Raw genomic sequence first — 18,622 nt, forward strand, 5'->3', positions numbered from 1 at the left:
TAAAACCCATTAATGTTGTTCATTTTTTTAGTGATAAAAAAACGAACCAAAATCACCGGCAGAAGAAATTTTTGGTGCGTTCTCTTAATCCTCTCAATCCATATGGAAGACCTCTCGCAATGGGTTTTCGACCGGAGAGTTATCGGGATTGGTCTCCATGATATCTTTCATGTAGCTCCACCACTTTCGGACTATCGGGTTGGAGGAGACATCCTCATGGTCCTCCTCAAGCTCCTGGTAGGCGAATAGCGTTCCTGTTTCTTCATCCAGATAAATTGAATAGTTGTGAATGCCAGCCTCGCTCAGCACTTCTTCCAGTTCCGGCCAGATCTCGTCATGCCGTTTTTTGTACTCTTCTTCGTATCCGGGTTTGAGTTTCATGGTAAAAGCGTGACGTTTCATAAAGACTTCTCCCCTGCTATTTCAATAAAGTTACGGTTATATCTCTTTCGCTTGTTCCAGAAAGTCGGACATGAACCACGCCTGAGTCCTCATCAAAAAACCATCCTGGCTGTCCCGACTCCTGATAACTTGCCTTATCTTGGTATGCCATAAGTTTTGAATCACCTTCCGCAATAGCACCGGGAGCACTGGACATATGAATTGCCAGCTTGTAGGAACGCTGGGGTACCGTATATTCTCCCACTGGTGCCTTAATCTCCGTCCTTATCTGGTCGGCGTTCTCATTCACTGTTACATTCGTAATTGCATATTCACCGTTTTCATAATCCTTGCTTTTCCCGTCATCATCATAAATCTCGTAGGAAGAGGTATCCTGGGGAAAAATCTCAAGCGTGAGTGTATCCGCCGGCTGTTCTCCGAGCGACTCAATCCTATTGCGCTGTGGTATGATTCCCCCGGCTTTCACAAAAATAGGCAGCTTTTCGAGCGGCGTCACGATGTTGTAGTACTCCCGCCCAGTGTATTTTTCGCCGGTCCAGTAATCGAACCACGTGCCTTCCGGAAGGTACACGGTGCGCGTCTGTGCACCTTTGGTGGTCACAGGAGCAATCAGCAGGTTGTCACCAAACAGGTACTGGTCATCGATATCGTAGACATTGGGATCGTCCTGGTATTCCAGCACCAATGCCCGCATCATCGGCATGCCGGTGTTGTGCATCTCCCAGGCCTCGCTATAGATATAGGGAATAAAACGATAGCGCATGCGGTCATACTTCTTGAAGATGCGCTGGGCCTCTTGGCCATAATTCCAGGGCTCCTTGTAGCCCGGGTGGTCCATTCCAAAGACGTGGGCCATGGGGCTAAACATCCCAAACTGGCTCCACCGGATGTAGAGCTCGGGATCGGCTTTGTGCTCAAATCCCCCCATGTTGTGCGACCAGTATCCTACACCCGAGATCCCGATATTCAAGCCTGCCCGGATAACCGGCTCAAAATATTGCCATTCGCTGGGCCAGTCGCCCGCCCAGATATACGGGTACCGCTGAATGCCAGCATATCCTTCACGCGTCAGGTTGAACCCACGCATGTTATTTTCTTCCTGGAATTTCATAAAAGGTACTCTCGCATATGCGATCGGGAACAGGTTGTGCAGTCGCTCGGCATCTTCTCCCTGGGGACCGACCTTGTTACTTTCGTTCGCTTTATGGCCGAACGCGCTTCCCTCATCGGTTTTGAAAAACATGGCGCCCTGCTCAACGACTTTTTGCACGCCGTTCTCCCACCACCACTCGACGGCAGCAGAGTCAAAAACGTTGACAAACTCACCTTTCCCGTCGGGCTCAGGATAGACGACCCCAGCCTCACGGGCCTGGTCCAATAGGTTATATTTTTCGCCGTTATCGTAGCGGGGACGCACGTGCAGCCCCACCATGTTGTAGTCCATGGCATAGAGGCTGTCAAACATGGCGGTAGGATTGTCGAACGTGTCGCGCCACTCGAAAGTGGTAGAGCCATGACCGTTCGGTCCGAAGATGCGCCAGGTAGAATCAAGGTGTAATACATCGGCCGGGATGCCGGTCTCCCTGAATTTGCGCCCCAGGTTCACTACGTAATCAGTGGAGGTGTGCTCTTCATGTCCCCAGGTGCCTCCGCTGTAAGTGCCCACATTCAGACCGTGAGCAAACTCAGGCAGCATAGGAGATTTCCCGGTAAGCGTGGTGTATTGATCCAGCAGTGTCGGAAACTCTGGTCCATACATAAAGTAATAGTCTATCTGTCCGTCAGCGGCCTGGAAGGAGTAGGAATTTTTATCAGTATGCCCCATATCCCAAGTCGTGGTATAGGACGTGTGAAAAAAGATGCCGTAGCCTTTGGTACTCATAAAAAATGGAACCGGTGAATAATTAGCTTCCAAAATATTGTAGGCCCCGATGATATGGGGACGTCCAGTACCACGGCCCACATTCAGTTCTACCTTTTTGCCTCTCCGATCGATAAAGTCCATTCGCTCGCCGAACCCGAAGAAATGCTCTTCCGGCAGGAGTTTCTTTTCCACTCGTACCGTTTCCCCCTGCTTTTTCATTCCTCCGACCTCATTTGACTGAAAAACTGTTTCCGTATTGAGCAGGGTACCATCCGGTTTGAGGAACTCGATGGAAAATGGTGATTTCTTGACTCTGACTACTAGTTCACCGGTTAAGTAAATAAGATCGTTTTGCGTCTCTTTTACCTGCAGATCCACATTTTGCCAGTCATTATCCGTCAGCATCCACTCCTTACCGGTCGTCTCAAAATTGCCATCCCAGCTGGCCCGAACCCGAACAATGGAAGGCGTACAAAACTGCAACTGCACATCCGCATTCTGGGTAGACAGATTAATGATATTGCCATCACGCTGCCCTTCGGACTGAAGGCTGCCGACCGGAACCTGTGCCTGCAGGTTGCCAGCTAACATCAGTCCAATACAAGCGATTAAAAATATTTTTCCTGTCACTTTTAAAAAGAGATAGTTAACAGATTTGTACAAATGAATATTCATAGAATTATTTTCTGGTCTTGTGTTGAAAAGAGTAATTGTCCCAGCCAACATCTTGCCTGTTTTAATTCGAGAATTGGAACTAAGAACAAATGCACTAAAATGCAAACCTTACCGATTTCATTGAACATAACTCCTGAGATTGAAAAAATAATAGTCCAATTACAGGTATAATCCGGGAACAATTTGAAAATTATTGTTGAATACTTGACTATGGCAAACCAGATCGATATCAAGTGGTATGAGGATATTCCAAAATAAACCAGCTATTACCCATATTTGAATAATTTCATCACTTCAGCAAGCATATTTTCTGCTCAGCAATTCCTGTTGCAACTGGTTTTATGCATCTCAATCAGCTCGCTGGCTCATGCTCAAAACCCGTTTGAAGAGGGTAAACAATGGTATGAACAGCGTGCCACAGAAGCTGACTCTTTTCGAGCCAATCCGAAATATATAAACAACGCCATACTCGCTTTTGAAGAGGCATTAGAAAAGGATATCTACTCAAAAAAAGCGGCAGCTTATCTACTGCAATCCTACTATTTCAAAGGTATGTTCCTGGGAATGGATAAAGATGAGCAGAAACAGGTGTATGAAAAAGGAAAATCACTCGGGGAGCAGATGATTGAACGTTTTCCTGATTCTGTGCCCATAAAATTCTGGTATGCTGCCAACAGTGGTCGCTGGGCGGATGTCCACGGTTTTTTGGCTGCAGCAACCAACGGCATTGCCAAAAAACTTCGGGATGTTTGCCAGGATATCATTGCGATGGATGAAGAGTATCAGGGAGGCGGCGGATACCGAATTTTGGCACAAGTGCATTTTCACTCCCCGAATATTCCCCTGGTAATGGGCTGGCCTTCAAATGATAAGGCACTGGAACTGGTAAAGAAGGCGATTGAAATCGCCCCTGAGCATCCTACGAATTTGCTTTTGTATGCTCAGATATTACTACACTTTAACCGTAATGAGGAAGCACTGACGTATCTCGACAGAATTCAATCTCTGACTCCGAGACCCTCCAACCAAGTAGAAGACCGGTATGTGCAGCATCGTGCCCAGCAATTAAAGCGGAAGCACTTTGGAGGGGCATAACTTATAACTTGAGTTCGAATTAAGTACTATTCCAAACATAGCTGTCATCGTGAGAAGGCCTTTTAAATACTTTTGGTTCCACCGGTGAGTGCCGTGGAATTGCTCTCGAATTTCATCGCATTCCTGCCAATAACAGCTTTCGTATCGAACTGAGGGGAAACAGAAAAAGAGGCTGCCCGGTTTCCAGGGACAGCCTCTCATGGGCTTCATCGAACAGATTTTTAGAATGAGTAGTCAAATCCTACACGGAAGTTAATACCCGGTTCCGCCTGCCAGTAAAGATAACTTCCATAATTGGCACCGGAATATAGATACTCATCCAACAGGTTATTCACATTCAATGAAAGACGGTAGTTGTCTCTCTCCCAGGATACCTTTCCATCCAGCCTGAAGTAATCGGGCAACTCTGATTCGTTATCAGCACCCCAGTTCCAGGATGAACGGTCGACCTGGTATTGATACCCAAGCGCCAGGCCAAAGCCCCGCAGCTGCGATTGCTGAAATGTATAATCCAGCCATCCATTGCTCATATGCCGCGCATGGCCCGCCACTCTCGTTCCGACGTTTGCCGGATCGGTATCTTCAGTAATTCTGACGTCGGTATTGGCGTAGTTGACCATAGCTCGCAGGCCGGTTAATACTACCCCGCGGAGATCAAATTCTATACCTTTGGATACTGCTTCCCCGAGCTGAATTGAAAAGTTCTGGTTTTCAGGATCCGCGGTCAGCATATTTTCTTTCGTCATATGGTAATAGCTGAGTGTGGCATTCCAGTTTCCATTGCCCCATGACCGTTTGATGCCTCCCTCAATATTATTACCTCTTTCAGGTTCAAAGGCCTTACCCTGTGCGTTCTGCCCTGTTTGCGGAACAAATGACTGATCATACATTCCATATACAGAGGTGTTTTCATCAATAGAGAAACTTACCGCAGCCCGGGGTGAGAATACCTGGTCATCCGTTTCTGAACCATATGAAGAACTCTTGTGGTTAGTTAATCTACCGGCCAGTGTTACACACAGGCGATCTTCAAAAAAGCCCAGCTGATCCTGCAGGTAGTATGATAGATACTCAGAGGTTATGATATTACCTCCTGCCCGTTTACGCAGACTCGTTTCGCGGTCAAATTCCGGGATGGTAGCATTTGCATTACTTGGATTATAGATGTTAAAGGGATTTTCCTCCGAATCCAATGCACCAGACTGGTTCCAATCGGCAAAATAGTTTTTCGACCCAAAATCGAGCCCCGCTAAAATACTGTGAGACACTCCGCCGGTCTGTTCCTCTCCATTGACAAACAGTTGTCCCAGCTTGGCCTCATCATGGGCATCCCAGATGCTTAGTCTTCGAATGATGTCGCCATTGGGCTCCACGCTGGCGACCCACATGGAATTTCCCTGTTGGTTGTAATTGAGGTACCCGATCTGGCCAGTAATCCGCCAGTTGTCACTGAATTGATGAGTCAGGTTCACATAACCATATTGCTCACGCATCTCCGATGGATTAATTCGGGGATCAAAGAAAGTGAAATCCCTGGGCAATGAACCGAACTCATCCGGTGAAAACACATAGGCTGATCCGATATACATCTCGGAATATTGAAGGGAATACTGCGCCGTTACCGTCGTATTTTCATTAATGAGGTAACGCAGGGAAGGTGCGATTGTGTAACGTTCGTTCTGTTCAAAGTCATGGTGTGAATTCTCGGTATTTCCTGCCGCATTAAAGCGATAGAGCAGGCGATCATTTTCGCTCAGCTTACCTCCCACATCAACGGTGGCCCTGAGAGTTGCCGGCCATCAGTCCCACGTTTCCGCCAGACTGCCCGGTGGGCTTTTTGGTAACCACGTTGTAGAGGCCGCCCGGCTCTCCGCTGGAAAGCATAAAAGCCGATGGCCCCTTGACAAATTCAATGCGCTCCACCATTACCATATCTTCGGTGAGTGGTCCCCAGCTTGACTGCACATTCATACCGTTGCGGAAGGCTGGAATCCGAAATCCACGCATATTGATTCGTGCAAAATTGCCCCAGTGCTCAATCATCTGTGCTCCACTCACATTTCTGCTAACAGACTCCAACATATCCACGGCCTGCTGATCACTCAAAAGATCTTTGGTGATTACCTGGATATTTTGTGGAATACTGATCAGCCCTTCATTTACCCGAAGTGAGGGGGAAACTCCTTTTACCTTGTAGTTTTCAATCTCAGCGCCGGAGACCATCACAGCCCCCATCGCCTCCACTTGTTGCCCTATCGTTACATTCAGCTCAACATCTTCATCAACATGAATGTCCTGAGAAAACGGCTTGTACCCTATAGCAGAAATCCGGAGGGTATAATCACCTTCGGGAATGCTTGTAATTTCAAATAAGCCATCTCTTGAGGTTGAGGCCCCAAAGGTGGTATTCTGTAAAACCACATTGGCATTTACGACTGGATCTCCATCGGTGGTAGAGACCGATCCCGAAATGGAAAACCTCGGATTTTGCTGTGCAAATGCTGTTAGATTCAGACAAATTAAGGCAAGTAATAATGCTGTAATTCTTTCCATTGTGTTTATTTAGATTTAGTTCAAATAAGCACGGGAAGTTACTTAACTGTTATACTTTTCAAAATATTTAGGGAGAAAAAATTACCCACTGGCTCCATTCACTGGACCCAATATAGTTGGAAGGGGTAGAGATGTTAGCAGAAAAGTGTCTTTAAAGACAGATAAGGGTGTTTTTGATGGATATCCACGCCCAAAACTAACCATCTGGCAACCAATAATTTCCTGGAAAACTTGACTAGTACACCCTTTTGAAACAAAAAAACTCACCTGCCATCCAGCAGATGAGTTCAAAGATTGAATAGTGGAGGTGCGGGGAATCGAACCCCGGTCCGAAATGGTATATCGTTCAAGCATCTACATGCTTAGTTACCGTATTAAGTTTCGCCCGATGCTCTGCCCGGTTACTAGGCTAACATCGGACTAGCCTGCTAAAGTTTCACACACGCTCCGGCAGACGGCACAGCGCATGCTATCCTGTCATAGTCGACGTTCCAACAGCACTGACAGGCAAGAAGCTGAGGGAACGGCTAAGCTGCTTTACGCAGCTAAGCTGTATGAGTAATTGTTGTCAATTACAATATTTGCATGATGTTTTTTTACGAGTGCCATCGCTCGAACTCGGCATGCAGCCTGCGATGCTACGCATTCCGTCGAATCCATTACACCCCCAATAAGTAAAAGAACATTGGGCCTTTTGAAGCCATATTTACCAACAATCTACAACGCGCCAAAATTCCCATTATTTCTGCCGAATTACAAACTTATTCTCGCAAGAATTTATGACCGAACTGGAATTGCCATCCTATTGAAAACGGTTTTCTAATAAGAAGATTATTTTAACAAAAATTATGAAATATTTATCTGTAAATAACTAATTAATATTGATTTATCATACCATATTTAAATATATTGACTTTAGAAATCATAAAATATGGCCAAAGGTTTAGCAACAAAATCATACCAAATCGGTATGAAATCTATTAATCATCGATAGCTAACATAAAGAGATCTGGTTTAGCCAAGTGGTAATTAAGGCCTGTAACAAAAGAGGGAGAGTATAATGGCAGATGGTATAAATGGTTATGTATTTCTGGACGCTTCCACCGACTTCAAAGGTGAAATTGAAGCTGAACGAGTGGTCTTGGAAGGCAAAATTAATGGCGTTGTTCATGCTAATAAGGGCCTTCATCTTAAAAGCGGGGCACATATAGAGGGAGTGATCCACACCGGTAATTTTACGGCCGAAAAGGGAGCCTCCTGCAGAAGCGAACTCTACATTAATGCTGATAAAGTCGATCAAGAATCCAAAAAGGAAGCTGATAAAGATGACTCAGACGTAGAATATGCTCAGATTCCTAGCCGGACCCCAAATAGGAAGATAAGCCTCTTCTAAATATTTGCTCGGCCAAAATCACAAATAGTTCTCCGTTTAAGATTGTCAAATAACAATCTCACGTGCAGGAGCGCGCATGTTATAGGTAGAGCTCATCACGTGACCGTAAGCACCGGTGTTTGCAATCAGCACAACATCGCCCTCTTGGGATTCCGGGAGCAGCCGGTCAATGCCAAGCTTATCCCCCGACTCACAGATCGGGCCCACAATATTTGAGATTTGCGTGGCCGGTTCATCAATTCTTGACAAGTTCACAATTGAATGGTGCGAGCCATAGAGTGCGGGCCGTATGAGGGAGTTCATACCGGTTTCCACACCCACGTACCGTATCTTTCCTTTCCCTTTCGTCTGTGTAACGCGGGCCAGCAGAACTCCGGCGGTGGCCACCAGGTATCGGCCGGGTTCCATCCAGAGTTTGTACTGAGAAAAGGCTTTCTTGAATTCACTGAGTCCCTGCTCAACCTCACCCAGTGGGAGTACTGACTGCATCTCATTTTCTCGCACTCCCAGTCCGCCGCCTACATCAAGGTATTCAACATCCTCAAACTGTTGCGCAACTTCAGCCAGTACCAGGGCCGTTCGCTTCCAGCTTTCCGGATCCTTAATGCCACTGCCGATGTGGGCATGTAACCCTTTCACCCTAATATTATGCTCATCAACAATCGACTTCACTTCCTCAAGTTCAAACCGGGGGATTCCAAACTTTGAATTGACGCCTCCCGTACGCACATGTTTGTGATGGCCGTGCCCGTGACCCGGATCAATCCGCAGAAAAATATCCTGTCCTTCAAAAAGGCCAGTCCACTCCTGCAGCGCGAAGATGTTATCCAACGTCACGTGTACGCCCTCCTGAAGTGCCTGTTCATACTCTGAACGCGGTGCAAAATTGGGTGTAAACAAAATGCGTTCTCGATCGATATCCGGAAATTGGTCCAGTACATATTCTACCTCTCCAATCGAGACACACTCAAATCCAAGCCCTTTTTCGTAAAAGATTTTCAGCAACTCTTCATTATCGTTTGCCTTGATAGCATAGAATAGCTGATCCAGCGATTCCAGCCCTTTCACATTATCTACAGTTTCTGTAATGTGATCAGAATCGTAGACATATGCCGGACCTTCTTTCTCTGCCAGTTGGATTAGCGTCTCGCGCTTTCCTTTCCACCAAGTGTCCTTGTAGGGAGCCCCATCAGAATGTGACCCGTTAATCTGCTGCCAGGTGGGACCAAATGAAACTTGAGCAGAAGATTTCGAAATTACTTGTTCATGCAGCTGCTGGACCAACCGGTCAGCCTGATCAGAAGCAACCACGAAAGTGAAATTGAGATCGTTTGCCGCCTGGCTGACAAGGTATACTTCGTGCTCCTGGAATACTTCAAATGCCGAACCCAACTGGTGTAAGATTGTTCGAATATGCCGTCCCAGCAGGCTCACAGCAGATGTAGATTCGATAATCTCAACACGGCATAGTTCATTCAGATCGTCCACAAACTCGTCACGGATCTCGTTAAAATGCGTATTGGCGCCCGGATCCAGCGATACCGTCACGTTCGAGTCAGATGTAGATACAAGGTCGATCGAAAGTCCATACTGCTTGAAGACATCAAATGCATCGGCCAGGAACCCGACCTGCTGCCACATACCCAGTGTCTCCATGCTCACCAAAATGACATTATCGCGCACCGAGATTGCTTTCACCAGTGCCTCATCGTCGGCTACGGCAGAGGAGATTGTCGTCCCCTCCTGCTCAGGATCTTGTGTCCACTTAATTTGAATCGGGATATTATGGACGCGTGCCGGCATAATGCAGCGCGGATGCAGCACCTTCGCCCCGTTTGTGGCGATCTCCTGCGCTTCGGCATAGCTGAGATGCTTCAAAAGTCGTGCCGACGGGATGGCATGGGGATTACAGGAGAACATACCGGGCACATCTGTCCAGATTTCCAAGCGCTCCGCGTTCAATTTAGCAGCAAAATAAGAGGCTGATACATCAGAACCGCCCCGCCCCAGTACCACTGTTTTATTACTATTGTCACTGGCGATAAATCCCTGGGTCAAAATAAGGTCGTGGCCCTCTTCGTCCAGTTGTTGCTGTAGCTCTTTATCTTCGGATGTATCACAAATTGCAGAAAGCACCAATGATTTTTCACTGGCATTTTCAACAGGAATACTTTTCAGCAGCATCCGGGCGTCTTTCCATTCGGCATCCAATCCCTGGCTTTTCACATAGGCGACGCCCAGCTTGGTAGACATCAGCTCACCGAGCGCCATTATTCGTGCCTGCACGTGGTAGCCTGCCTCTTCGAGTAGCGCCACCCCGCGTGAAAGCTGTTCGAGCTCCTCAAACTCACCGCTCAGTAGTTCATCCGCATCAAGTCCCAGGTCGTTCGCGAGATCGCGGTGCTGTTGTTTGATCTCTTCCAGTACGGTCTCACTTTCATCGGTTGAAGACAGGTCGATGATCTCTTCCAGTTTGTTGGAGATCCCGCTGAGTGCCGAATGCACCAAGCAGACCCGGTATCCTTCGGAGAGCTTGTCCTGCAGGATTGAAGTGATATTTTGCCAGTTGCTGAGCGAGGATACACTGGTACCGCCGAATTTCAGTACGATCCAGTTGTGGGAATTATTCGTCATTATTTGCTGTATTACTTGATTTAAAACTCGAAAGAATAAAACAATTATTCGGTCAATCTGAAAGCCACGTAATTTAACACAAAATTAATTAGTTATTGGAATCAAAATTCGTGTAACTTTTTGTCCTTTATGTCGTAGTGGATGCCGAATTTAAATCAAAAATCACTATCCCTTTTGAGAACGTTCACAATTGTTGCCATTCTGTTATTCATTCCATTTTCACATCTGTTGGCCCAGCAAACTGCTTCCGTTAGCGGGTATGTAAGTGACTCGCAAAACGGGGAAACTCTCATTGCCGCCAATGTAGCGCTGGAGGGTACAAAAAAAGGAACCTCAACAAACACCTCAGGCTACTACACCATTACGAATGTCCAGCCGGGTGCGTACAACCTTGTCGTCTCCTACATCGGGTACCAAAGTTACTCGCAAAAGGTGTCACTGGAGCCTGGTGAAAACCTGCGCCTGGATATTGAGCTGACGCCTCAGGGCGTTCAGATGGACGAAATTGTAGTTGAATCGGAGGTAGATAAGGAGGAACAGCGAAACATCGGTGTAGCGCAGGTTCAAACCGAGCTGATCAAGGAGGTTCCCTCTGTGTTTGAGGCCGACGTGTTCCGTTCGGTGCAATTGCTGCCGGGTGTCAAGGCGGCTTCCGATTTTTCAAGCGGGCTTTACATTCGCGGCGGCAGCCCCGACCAGACGCTAATCCTGCTCGACAGGACCACCGTTTATAACCCTACGCATTTTTTTGGATTTTTCTCGACCTTTAATCCTGATGCTGTGAAAGATGTCCGCCTGTATAAAGGTGGGTATCCAGCGGAGTATGGTGGACGACTGGGCTCGGTTCTCACTATTTATAATAAGGATGGAAATCGTAATGAGTTTTCCGGCTCTGCATCAGTAGGATTGCTAGCCTCGCGCTTTTCAATAGAGGGACCATTTAAAAAAGGCTCCTACATGCTTGCTGTACGTCGTTCAACACTGGAGCCCCTCCTGGCCGCCCTGCGACAGAGCCAGGACAATATACCGGAAAGTTTTTACTTCCTGGACCTTAATGGAAAAGTGAACGTTGATGCCGATCCAAATAACAAATTTTCACTTGCTTTCTATTCGGGTATCGACAACCTTCTGTTCCCGTTTTCCGAGGATGCCAGTATCAAGCTTAACTATGGAAATCAGACCGTTAGCTCTACATGGACCCATATTTTCTCTAACAAGGTGTTCTCACACTTTACGGTAACCGGATCACGCTACTTTAATTTCCCGTCATTTAATATTGCCACTACTCCTTTCGAGCGTTCGAATAACATCTATGATTTTTCAGTGAAAGGAGATATCGAGTATCATCCCAATGACCGCCACTCAGTTTCCACCGGCATCTGGAGTGGGATTATGACGCTGAAAGTGCAGGATACATTTGATGGAGAAGACACCTTTAGTTCCCGTATACAGTCGAATTATCTTTCCGTTTATGCACAGGATGAGTGGGCCATCACGAATCAGCTTGACCTGACTGCGGGACTCCGGCTCAACGGTTTCAGCGAGGGCAATTACTGGAAGCTGGCGCCGCGCCTCTCCCTGGAGTACCGCCCGATCGAAGAAATTCGGCTTCAGGCAGCTTATGGCCGCTACAACCAGTTTTTAACGCTTATCTCAAACGAGGCTTTTTCCGGCTTTGATACCTGGCTCACGACCGACAACGGGGTACAACCAGCCTATGGCGACCAGTACGTTCTTGGTGCCAAAACACAACCCTGGGAAGGGTACGGAATCGATATGGAGCTATACTACCGAACGATGGAGGATCTGTTTGACCTGAATCCCTTTATCCCTGATGTCGCGGGCCTGGACTATGCGGAACTGTTTCGTTTTGGAACTGGCTATGCTTATGGAGTGGAACTGAAATTCGAACGCCAGATAGGTCGGCTGACTGGGTTTATGGGGTATACCTTTAGCGTATCCCGGCGCAAGTACCCCGGCTTCAATACCCCGGTCGGGAAGCCGCAAAATGCGCGTTTTTTCCCGCCAAAGTATGACCGAAAACACGATGTCAATCTTGTCATGAATTATCGGCTGAGTGAACGGTGGAAAGCATCGGCCGTATTCAATTATTCAACCGGGCAGGCTTACACCAAGCCACTGGGACGCACTCTGGCTTTTGACTACCCCACCGAATCCCAACCGCTCGATGTGCTGGTTATCGGAAAAGTTAACGCCTCGAGACTTCCTGCCTACCACCGCCTGGATGTCGGCTTTACACGGTCCGGCAGCTTCTTTGGTCTCGGTGACGCCCAGTGGCAGTTCCAGCTCATCAATGTTTACTCGCGCCGAAATATCTGGTTCTACAACTACGACTTTGACGAAAACCCGATCGAGCGCGAAGATGTAACCATGCTGCCTATCCTTCCCAATATTTCATACACCGTCAACTTTTAAGCTATTATGATTACGCATTTAAAAACGATTTCAATTGCATTTGTTTGCGTTATCCTGATGGGATGCGAACTGTATCCACAGGATGAATTTGAAGAGGATTATGTTGTTGAATCTTATCTCGTAGCCAACCGGACACTTCCCCAGGTCCGTATCTCGAAGACCGTGCCGGTGGACCAGGAGTATAATTACAGGGATGCTGCCGTTAATGACGCTAATGTTGAAGTCCGGCTGATGGATCAGTCGGGCGAAGAGGTCGAACAACAGTTCCAGTATGGTCGGCAGTCCGACGGCGTATATGTAACTAACAGCCCACACAAAGTGCTCCCTCAGCGGGAGTATCAGCTTCATGTCACGTTTTCCAACTCTGACAAAGAAGTGCTGGGAACTACATTTGTGCCCGGGGATTTTAGATCTGAAAACATGTCGGGCGACACCGTACCGTATCAAGATCCGGAACAAGTAACAATTAATACAACCAAAAGTTTTTATCCTGGGCGACAATCATTCTTCATATTCACCGTGGAAGCGTTGGAACCTGAAGAGGAAGACCTGACTCCCTTCTACGCCGATCAAGTAGATAATGATGCTGAGGTTAACGACTTTTACAGCAACTCTTCTGGAATCATAAACGAGGAAAACTATGAAGAAAATGAAGATGGCACCTTGACCCTGCGTCTCCCCTGGTTGGCAGTCGCTTTCTATGAAGAAAATTACATTATTGCCAGCGCCATTGATGACAACATGTATGACTTCTATCGTACCCAGGATGTCCAGGGCGGGGGCAGTACCCTTCCACCGGGAGAGCTCCAAAATGTTATTTACAATCTTGAAGGGGGAATCGGCGTTTTTGGAAGTATGGCAAGTGACACTGTAAGGGTATTCTTCAGCAGAAATCAGTAATTTACAACGAGTTCTGCACCTTGGAGGTACGGGTAAGTTATCCTTACATTGGGCAACCGCTCAAACTTCTATAACATCCAGGATTCATGGTTCAAAAAACATTATCCATCTTCCTTTTTCTGATTTTTACCATCACAATGCCAGCAGCTTTGCCGGCACAATCGAGTGGAGATCTGGCGCTGGCTCGTATCAAGTACCGCGGCGGAGGCGACTGGTATAATGACCCCTCAGCCTTTAAAAACCTTATTGAATTCGCAAATCGCCAGGTTCCGATTAGTATTACCCCGGAGTATGACGACGTGGCCCTGGGCAGCCGCGATCTGCACAACTACCCGTTTGCATTTATGACCGGTCACGGAACTATCTCCATTAACGAAGCAGAGGCAAACAATCTACGCTCTTACCTTGAGAATGGAGGATTTCTCTATATCGATGATGACTACGGCCTGGATGATAATTTCAGGAAAATGCTCAGCCAAGTATATCCCAATGAAGAACTGGTTGAGCTACCATTTGAGCATCCAATCTATCACCAGGTGTATGATTTTCCCGGTGGTTTGCCCAAAGTGCACGAACATGACAACAAACCGCCGCAGGGATTTGCCCTGTTTCGCAACGGGCGAATGGTAGCATTTTATACATACGAGTCGAACCTGGCGGATGGATGGGCAAACCCGGAGGTACACAATGACCCGGAACCACTTCGTCAGAAAGCATTGCAGATGGGTACAAACATCTTGGTCTATGCTCTTATAAGCGGTAGATAAAATGAAATTTAGAGGAGTAATACTATGGAAGAACCTATTCCCAAAATGGCCAGCCTCAGCCTTCGTTCAGTTTTAAACAATATTCCCGATTCATTTCTTTTCAGTGAATAATTTTTTCGAGATATTACGGCACTAATTTTTAACCAACCCAGCAGGTGATATTGATGATTATCCCGATTGCCAGCGATCATGCCGGTTACGAAGCCAAAGAGATAGCGGTTAAAATTTTGGAAGAGATGGGACACATGCCGGTCGACTTCGGTACCCACTCTGATGAGTCGGTTGATTACCCGGATTTTGCAGTGCAAGTAGCCGAAAAAGTAGATGCAGGTGAACATGAACAGGGAATTCTTGTCTGCGGAAGTGGCCAGGGAATGTGCATGACGGCCAATAAATATAGAAATATCAGAGCCGCCTTGGTGCACGATGAAGATACCGCTGGCCTAACCCGGGAACATAATAACGCCAATATCCTTTGCCTGCCGGGACGTGAACTTAATGAAGAGCAAATTCGCAAAATCCTGAAATCATGGTTCGATGCCAAGTTTGAAGGAGGTCGGCACGAACGCCGCGTCAACAAAATTCACTCGCTAACAGAAAAAAAGGATCAATGAAATCACTTTCGGAACAAGATTCACAAATTTTTAACCTGCTGGACAAAGAACGTATACGCCAGAACGACAACCTGGAACTGATCGCATCTGAGAACTTTGCTTCACGCGCCGTGATTGAGGCGATGGGATCGACCCTGACAAACAAATATGCGGAGGGCCTCCCGGGCAAACGTTATTATGGTGGATGCGAGTTTGTTGACGAAGTGGAAGAACTGGCTCGTGAGCGGGCGAAAAAGCTTTTTGGTGCCGACTGGGTGAATGTGCAGCCCCACGCTGGTGCGCAAGCTAACGCCGCTGTCTACCTGGCATTTATGCAACCCGGCGAAACGCTCCTGGGCCTGGATCTTTCGCACGGTGGGCACCTGACGCACGGTTCCCCGGTCAACTTTTCCGGTATCCTCTATCAATCTGAGTTTTATGGTGTTGACAAGGAAACCGGCCGCATCGATATGAACAAGGTGCGTGACAAGGCGAAGAAGGTGAAGCCGAAGTTGATCTCTATCGGTGCCTCGGCGTACCCGCGTGATCTCGATTACGAGGCGTTCCGAGAAATTGCTGATGAAGTAGGAGCGTATCTCTGGATGGACATGGCACACACGGCGGGACTTATTGCCGCAGATTTATTAAATGATCCCCTGCCCTACTGCGATGTCGTAACAACAACCACGCACAAAACACTGCGCGGTCCCCGCGGCGGTATGATCCTGATCGGCAATGATGGGGAAAATACGCTGGGTGTCACAGCGCGAAAATCTGGACGGACAAAAAACTGGAGCGAAGTGCTGGACTCGGCTGTATTCCCGGGCTCACAAGGTGGGCCGCTGATGCATGTGATTGCAGCAAAAGCGGTTGCATTCCAGGAAGCACTGCAGGACGATTTCAAAAAATATCAGCAGCAGATTAAAGACAATGCTCAAACGCTGGCACAAAAGTTTTTAGACATGGATTACAACCTGGTCAGCGGTGGCACAGACAACCACCTGATCCTGGTGGACCTGCGAAACAAGGGACTGACCGGCAAGAAAGCGGAAGAGGCCTTGGAAGGAGCCAATATCACGCTGAACAAAAACATGGTGCCCTTTGATGATCAAAGTCCTTTTGTGACATCCGGCATTCGTATCGGTACGCCGGCCATGACCACACGTGGGTTCGGAACCGACGAGTTTGAATATGTCGCCGAATTGATAGACAAAGTGCTGCAGAATCCGAATAATGAGAACACCCGGACGGAAGTTAAGAATGGGGTCAAAAGCCTATGTGATCGATTCCCACTGTATGACTTTGTAACGGCATAACGTTTTTAGCCGTCTACGGGCTGATCAGGCTTGGTCTCGGAATCATTGGTAGTCTTCTTAAACTCTTTGATCCCCTGGCCGATTCCTCTCGCGAGTTCCGGTATTTTCCGGGCTCCGAAGAACAAAATAATAACAGCAAGAATGATGATAATTTCTGTTGCGCCAAAAGTCATAATACGTTGTGTGTTGCGTTAAACTATTTCTGTTTGGATCTCACTTGTAAAGATCTAAAAATATGTTCAGCTATTTAAATCCTTTTACACTTTACAACATCTACTCTGGTAATTATTAGAGAGATATATTGGTATACTACGGGATAAAGAACAAATCTAATTCTATTTAATGTAAGTTATTGTGGAAGAACGAGAAATTATGACTTCCGATCCGCCCCAGGCTACGATGCCCAAGGATCGAACAGATGAGATGTCTTTCCTGGAACACCTCGAAGAGTTGCGCTGGCACCTTATCAAAGGGTTTGGCGGGGTTGCCTTTGGTATGCTTATCGCCTTTATCTTTGGTGATTTCCTGGTTAACAAGGTGATGCTGGGGCCTACTCGTGCTGATTTCATTGTGTACCAAATGCTCGGTATCGATGCCATTGATCTCACCCTGCAGAGCCGTAAACTCCCCGGGCAGTTTTTCACTTACTGGGGCACGCTCATTGTGATGGGCGGCATCATCGGTTCCCCGATCTTCTTCTACCAGCTATGGGCGTTTGTGGAACCGGCGCTGGAGTCCGCTGAAAAGTGGAAATCAAGATTCAATGTCGCATTTATCACTTTCTTTTTCCTGCTGGGCGTTAGCTTTGGCTATTTTGTGTTAGTCCCCTTTGCCGTGCAGTTTTTCAGCCAGTTTCAAATCGCTGATGTCATCCACAACGATTTTGATATCAATGAATATTTCAGCTCGCTTACCATGTGGGTGCTCTCTTGCGGGGTCATATTTCAGCTTCCGGTGTTAAGTTATTTTCTGTCAAAATTTGGCCTGCTCACTCCTGAGTTTTTGCGCCAATATCGAAAACACGCCATTGTGACCTGTTTCATTATTTCAGCCTTTCTGACACCGCCAGATCCTGTATCGCAGGTACTTATCGCCATACCACTCTTACTGCTTTACCAGTTCTCAATATGGGTAAGTAAAATGGGGGTACGGCAGCGTGAAAAAGAATTGCGAAAAGCATGGGGAGAAGAATAATTCACACGAAGAAACTTCGTTATTAGCACGTGGATTGTAATTCTGTTACTTTCCGTGTCATTTGAATAAATCCGACAATTAATAAAAAGAAAGTCGACAAATATTTAATGAGTTTATTTACTAAAAAATCGGTTCTGATAGTCGCTCTTTTTACTTGCGCCTTAATTGGAATCCAGGGATGCGGGGACGGCAACACCATATCTGGACCAGATTTTTCTTCGGTCCCTCCCGCGTGGGATGCCAATGATGCCGATTCAACAATTTCCATGTCAAATGGTCTTACAATTCATATCCTTGAGGAAGGCAGCAAAGTGCTTCCCCCGGTAACTGTTCGAGACCAGGTGAGCCTGCGCTATACGGGCCGGACTGAAGATGGCACTGTATTTACCAGCTCCTATGCCAACGGAAACACATCTCCCGCAACATTTAGCAATTTAACCCCTACTGCCATCGGGAATACCCCGTCTCTGATCGAAGGATTTCGACTGGGACTGCTGGGAATGTATGAAGGAGAACAACGTAAAATCATCATTCCACCCAGTTTGGGATACGGCGATTCACGACGGGGTACAAATGGTTTTGATCTGAGAAATGAGACGCTGATCTATGACGTAGAGCTCGTCAGAATAGCTGGCTAACCCGTATTCCTCACAAGGATTTGGGATAAATTCCTGTAACTTAATGGCAGACAGTAACTTATATCAGATCCAACGCTAAGATAGTTGTAACAGTATGTAAAAGGCTGCGAAATTTCCCCCTCAGCTGCGTTGAAGAGAAAATAGTCTGCTCAACGTACCAGA

Annotated in this window: 15 protein-coding genes and 1 other RNA gene; 9 read left to right on the plus strand and 7 right to left on the minus strand. The window is 47.0% G+C overall.

Annotation, left to right across the window (positions count from 1 at the left end):
- Nucleotides 1–93 precede the first annotated feature (93 nt).
- The gene (rhaM, locus tag NC796_RS16460; RefSeq protein ID WP_310685949.1) at nucleotides 94–402 is read right to left on the minus strand and encodes an L-rhamnose mutarotase; all 309 of its coding nucleotides are present in this window, start codon (nucleotides 400–402) and stop codon (nucleotides 94–96) included.
- Between the two features lie 16 nt (nucleotides 403–418).
- A complete protein-coding gene (locus NC796_RS16465) occupies nucleotides 419–2,941 on the minus strand; it encodes a TIM-barrel domain-containing protein (RefSeq protein ID WP_310685950.1) in 2,523 nt (840 codons plus the stop codon).
- A gap of 276 nt (nucleotides 2,942–3,217) precedes the next feature.
- Between NC796_RS16465 and NC796_RS16470 the strand changes: the two genes are divergently transcribed.
- Nucleotides 3,218–4,036: a tetratricopeptide repeat protein gene (locus NC796_RS16470; protein WP_310685952.1), complete on the plus strand. Its 819-nt coding sequence runs from the start codon at nucleotides 3,218–3,220 to the stop codon at nucleotides 4,034–4,036.
- A 221-nt stretch (nucleotides 4,037–4,257) separates the two neighbouring features.
- Here the strand turns inward: NC796_RS16470 and NC796_RS16475 are convergent, their stop codons facing one another.
- The 3 genes from NC796_RS16475 to ssrA form a co-directional block, all read right to left on the minus strand.
- Complete coding sequence (locus NC796_RS16475; protein WP_310685954.1) at nucleotides 4,258–5,805, minus strand: TonB-dependent receptor domain-containing protein; 1,548 nt, start codon at nucleotides 5,803–5,805, stop codon at nucleotides 4,258–4,260.
- A 1-nt stretch (nucleotide 5,806) separates the two neighbouring features.
- Nucleotides 5,807–6,589 (minus strand): carboxypeptidase-like regulatory domain-containing protein, encoded by a 783-nt coding sequence (locus NC796_RS16480; RefSeq protein ID WP_310685956.1) that lies wholly within the window; start codon nucleotides 6,587–6,589, stop codon nucleotides 5,807–5,809.
- A gap of 299 nt (nucleotides 6,590–6,888) precedes the next feature.
- Nucleotides 6,889–7,258, minus strand: a transfer-messenger RNA (tmRNA) gene (gene ssrA, locus NC796_RS16485).
- 391 nt (nucleotides 7,259–7,649) lie between these two features.
- Between ssrA and NC796_RS16490 the strand changes: the two genes are divergently transcribed.
- Entirely contained in the window at nucleotides 7,650–7,982 is a 333-nt protein-coding gene (locus NC796_RS16490) for a polymer-forming cytoskeletal protein (protein WP_310685958.1), read from the plus strand.
- Between the two features lie 45 nt (nucleotides 7,983–8,027).
- Here the strand turns inward: NC796_RS16490 and NC796_RS16495 are convergent, their stop codons facing one another.
- The gene (locus NC796_RS16495; RefSeq protein WP_310685959.1) at nucleotides 8,028–10,616 is read right to left on the minus strand and encodes a bifunctional aspartate kinase/diaminopimelate decarboxylase; all 2,589 of its coding nucleotides are present in this window, start codon (nucleotides 10,614–10,616) and stop codon (nucleotides 8,028–8,030) included.
- A gap of 174 nt (nucleotides 10,617–10,790) precedes the next feature.
- Between NC796_RS16495 and NC796_RS16500 the strand changes: the two genes are divergently transcribed.
- The 5 genes from NC796_RS16500 (at nucleotide 10,791) to glyA (ending at nucleotide 16,628) form a co-directional block, all read left to right on the plus strand.
- Nucleotides 10,791–13,052 carry a TonB-dependent receptor gene (locus NC796_RS16500; protein WP_310685960.1) on the plus strand — a complete coding sequence of 754 codons (2,262 nt, stop codon included), beginning with the start codon at nucleotides 10,791–10,793 and terminating at the stop codon, nucleotides 13,050–13,052.
- A 6-nt stretch (nucleotides 13,053–13,058) separates the two neighbouring features.
- Nucleotides 13,059–13,952, plus strand: a complete 894-nt coding sequence (locus tag NC796_RS16505; RefSeq protein ID WP_310685962.1) for a DUF4249 family protein — start codon at nucleotides 13,059–13,061, stop codon at nucleotides 13,950–13,952.
- A 137-nt stretch (nucleotides 13,953–14,089) separates the two neighbouring features.
- Nucleotides 14,090–14,719 (plus strand): DUF4159 domain-containing protein, encoded by a 630-nt coding sequence (locus tag NC796_RS16510; protein ID WP_310685963.1) that lies wholly within the window; start codon nucleotides 14,090–14,092, stop codon nucleotides 14,717–14,719.
- A 164-nt stretch (nucleotides 14,720–14,883) separates the two neighbouring features.
- Nucleotides 14,884–15,333: a ribose 5-phosphate isomerase B gene (gene rpiB / locus NC796_RS16515; RefSeq protein WP_310685964.1), complete on the plus strand. Its 450-nt coding sequence runs from the start codon at nucleotides 14,884–14,886 to the stop codon at nucleotides 15,331–15,333.
- Complete coding sequence (gene glyA, locus NC796_RS16520; RefSeq protein WP_310685965.1) at nucleotides 15,330–16,628, plus strand: serine hydroxymethyltransferase; 1,299 nt, start codon at nucleotides 15,330–15,332, stop codon at nucleotides 16,626–16,628. The genes rpiB and glyA overlap by 4 nt, the downstream gene beginning before the upstream one ends.
- 5 nt (nucleotides 16,629–16,633) lie before the next feature.
- On the opposite strand, the gene NC796_RS16525 is transcribed toward glyA, so the two are convergent.
- Entirely contained in the window at nucleotides 16,634–16,801 is a 168-nt protein-coding gene (locus NC796_RS16525; protein ID WP_310685967.1) for a twin-arginine translocase TatA/TatE family subunit, read from the minus strand.
- A gap of 181 nt (nucleotides 16,802–16,982) precedes the next feature.
- Between NC796_RS16525 and tatC the strand changes: the two genes are divergently transcribed.
- Together tatC and NC796_RS16535 are read left to right on the plus strand one after the other, a co-directional pair.
- The gene (gene tatC / locus NC796_RS16530) at nucleotides 16,983–17,822 is read left to right on the plus strand and encodes a twin-arginine translocase subunit TatC (RefSeq protein ID WP_310685968.1); all 840 of its coding nucleotides are present in this window, start codon (nucleotides 16,983–16,985) and stop codon (nucleotides 17,820–17,822) included.
- Between the two features lie 107 nt (nucleotides 17,823–17,929).
- A complete protein-coding gene (locus NC796_RS16535; RefSeq protein ID WP_310685969.1) occupies nucleotides 17,930–18,460 on the plus strand; it encodes an FKBP-type peptidyl-prolyl cis-trans isomerase in 531 nt (176 codons plus the stop codon).
- Nucleotides 18,461–18,622 lie beyond the last annotated feature (162 nt).

The organism is Aliifodinibius sp. S!AR15-10, assembly GCF_031569985.1.
Classification (GTDB): Bacteria; Bacteroidota; Rhodothermia; order Balneolales; family Balneolaceae; genus JAMQKA01.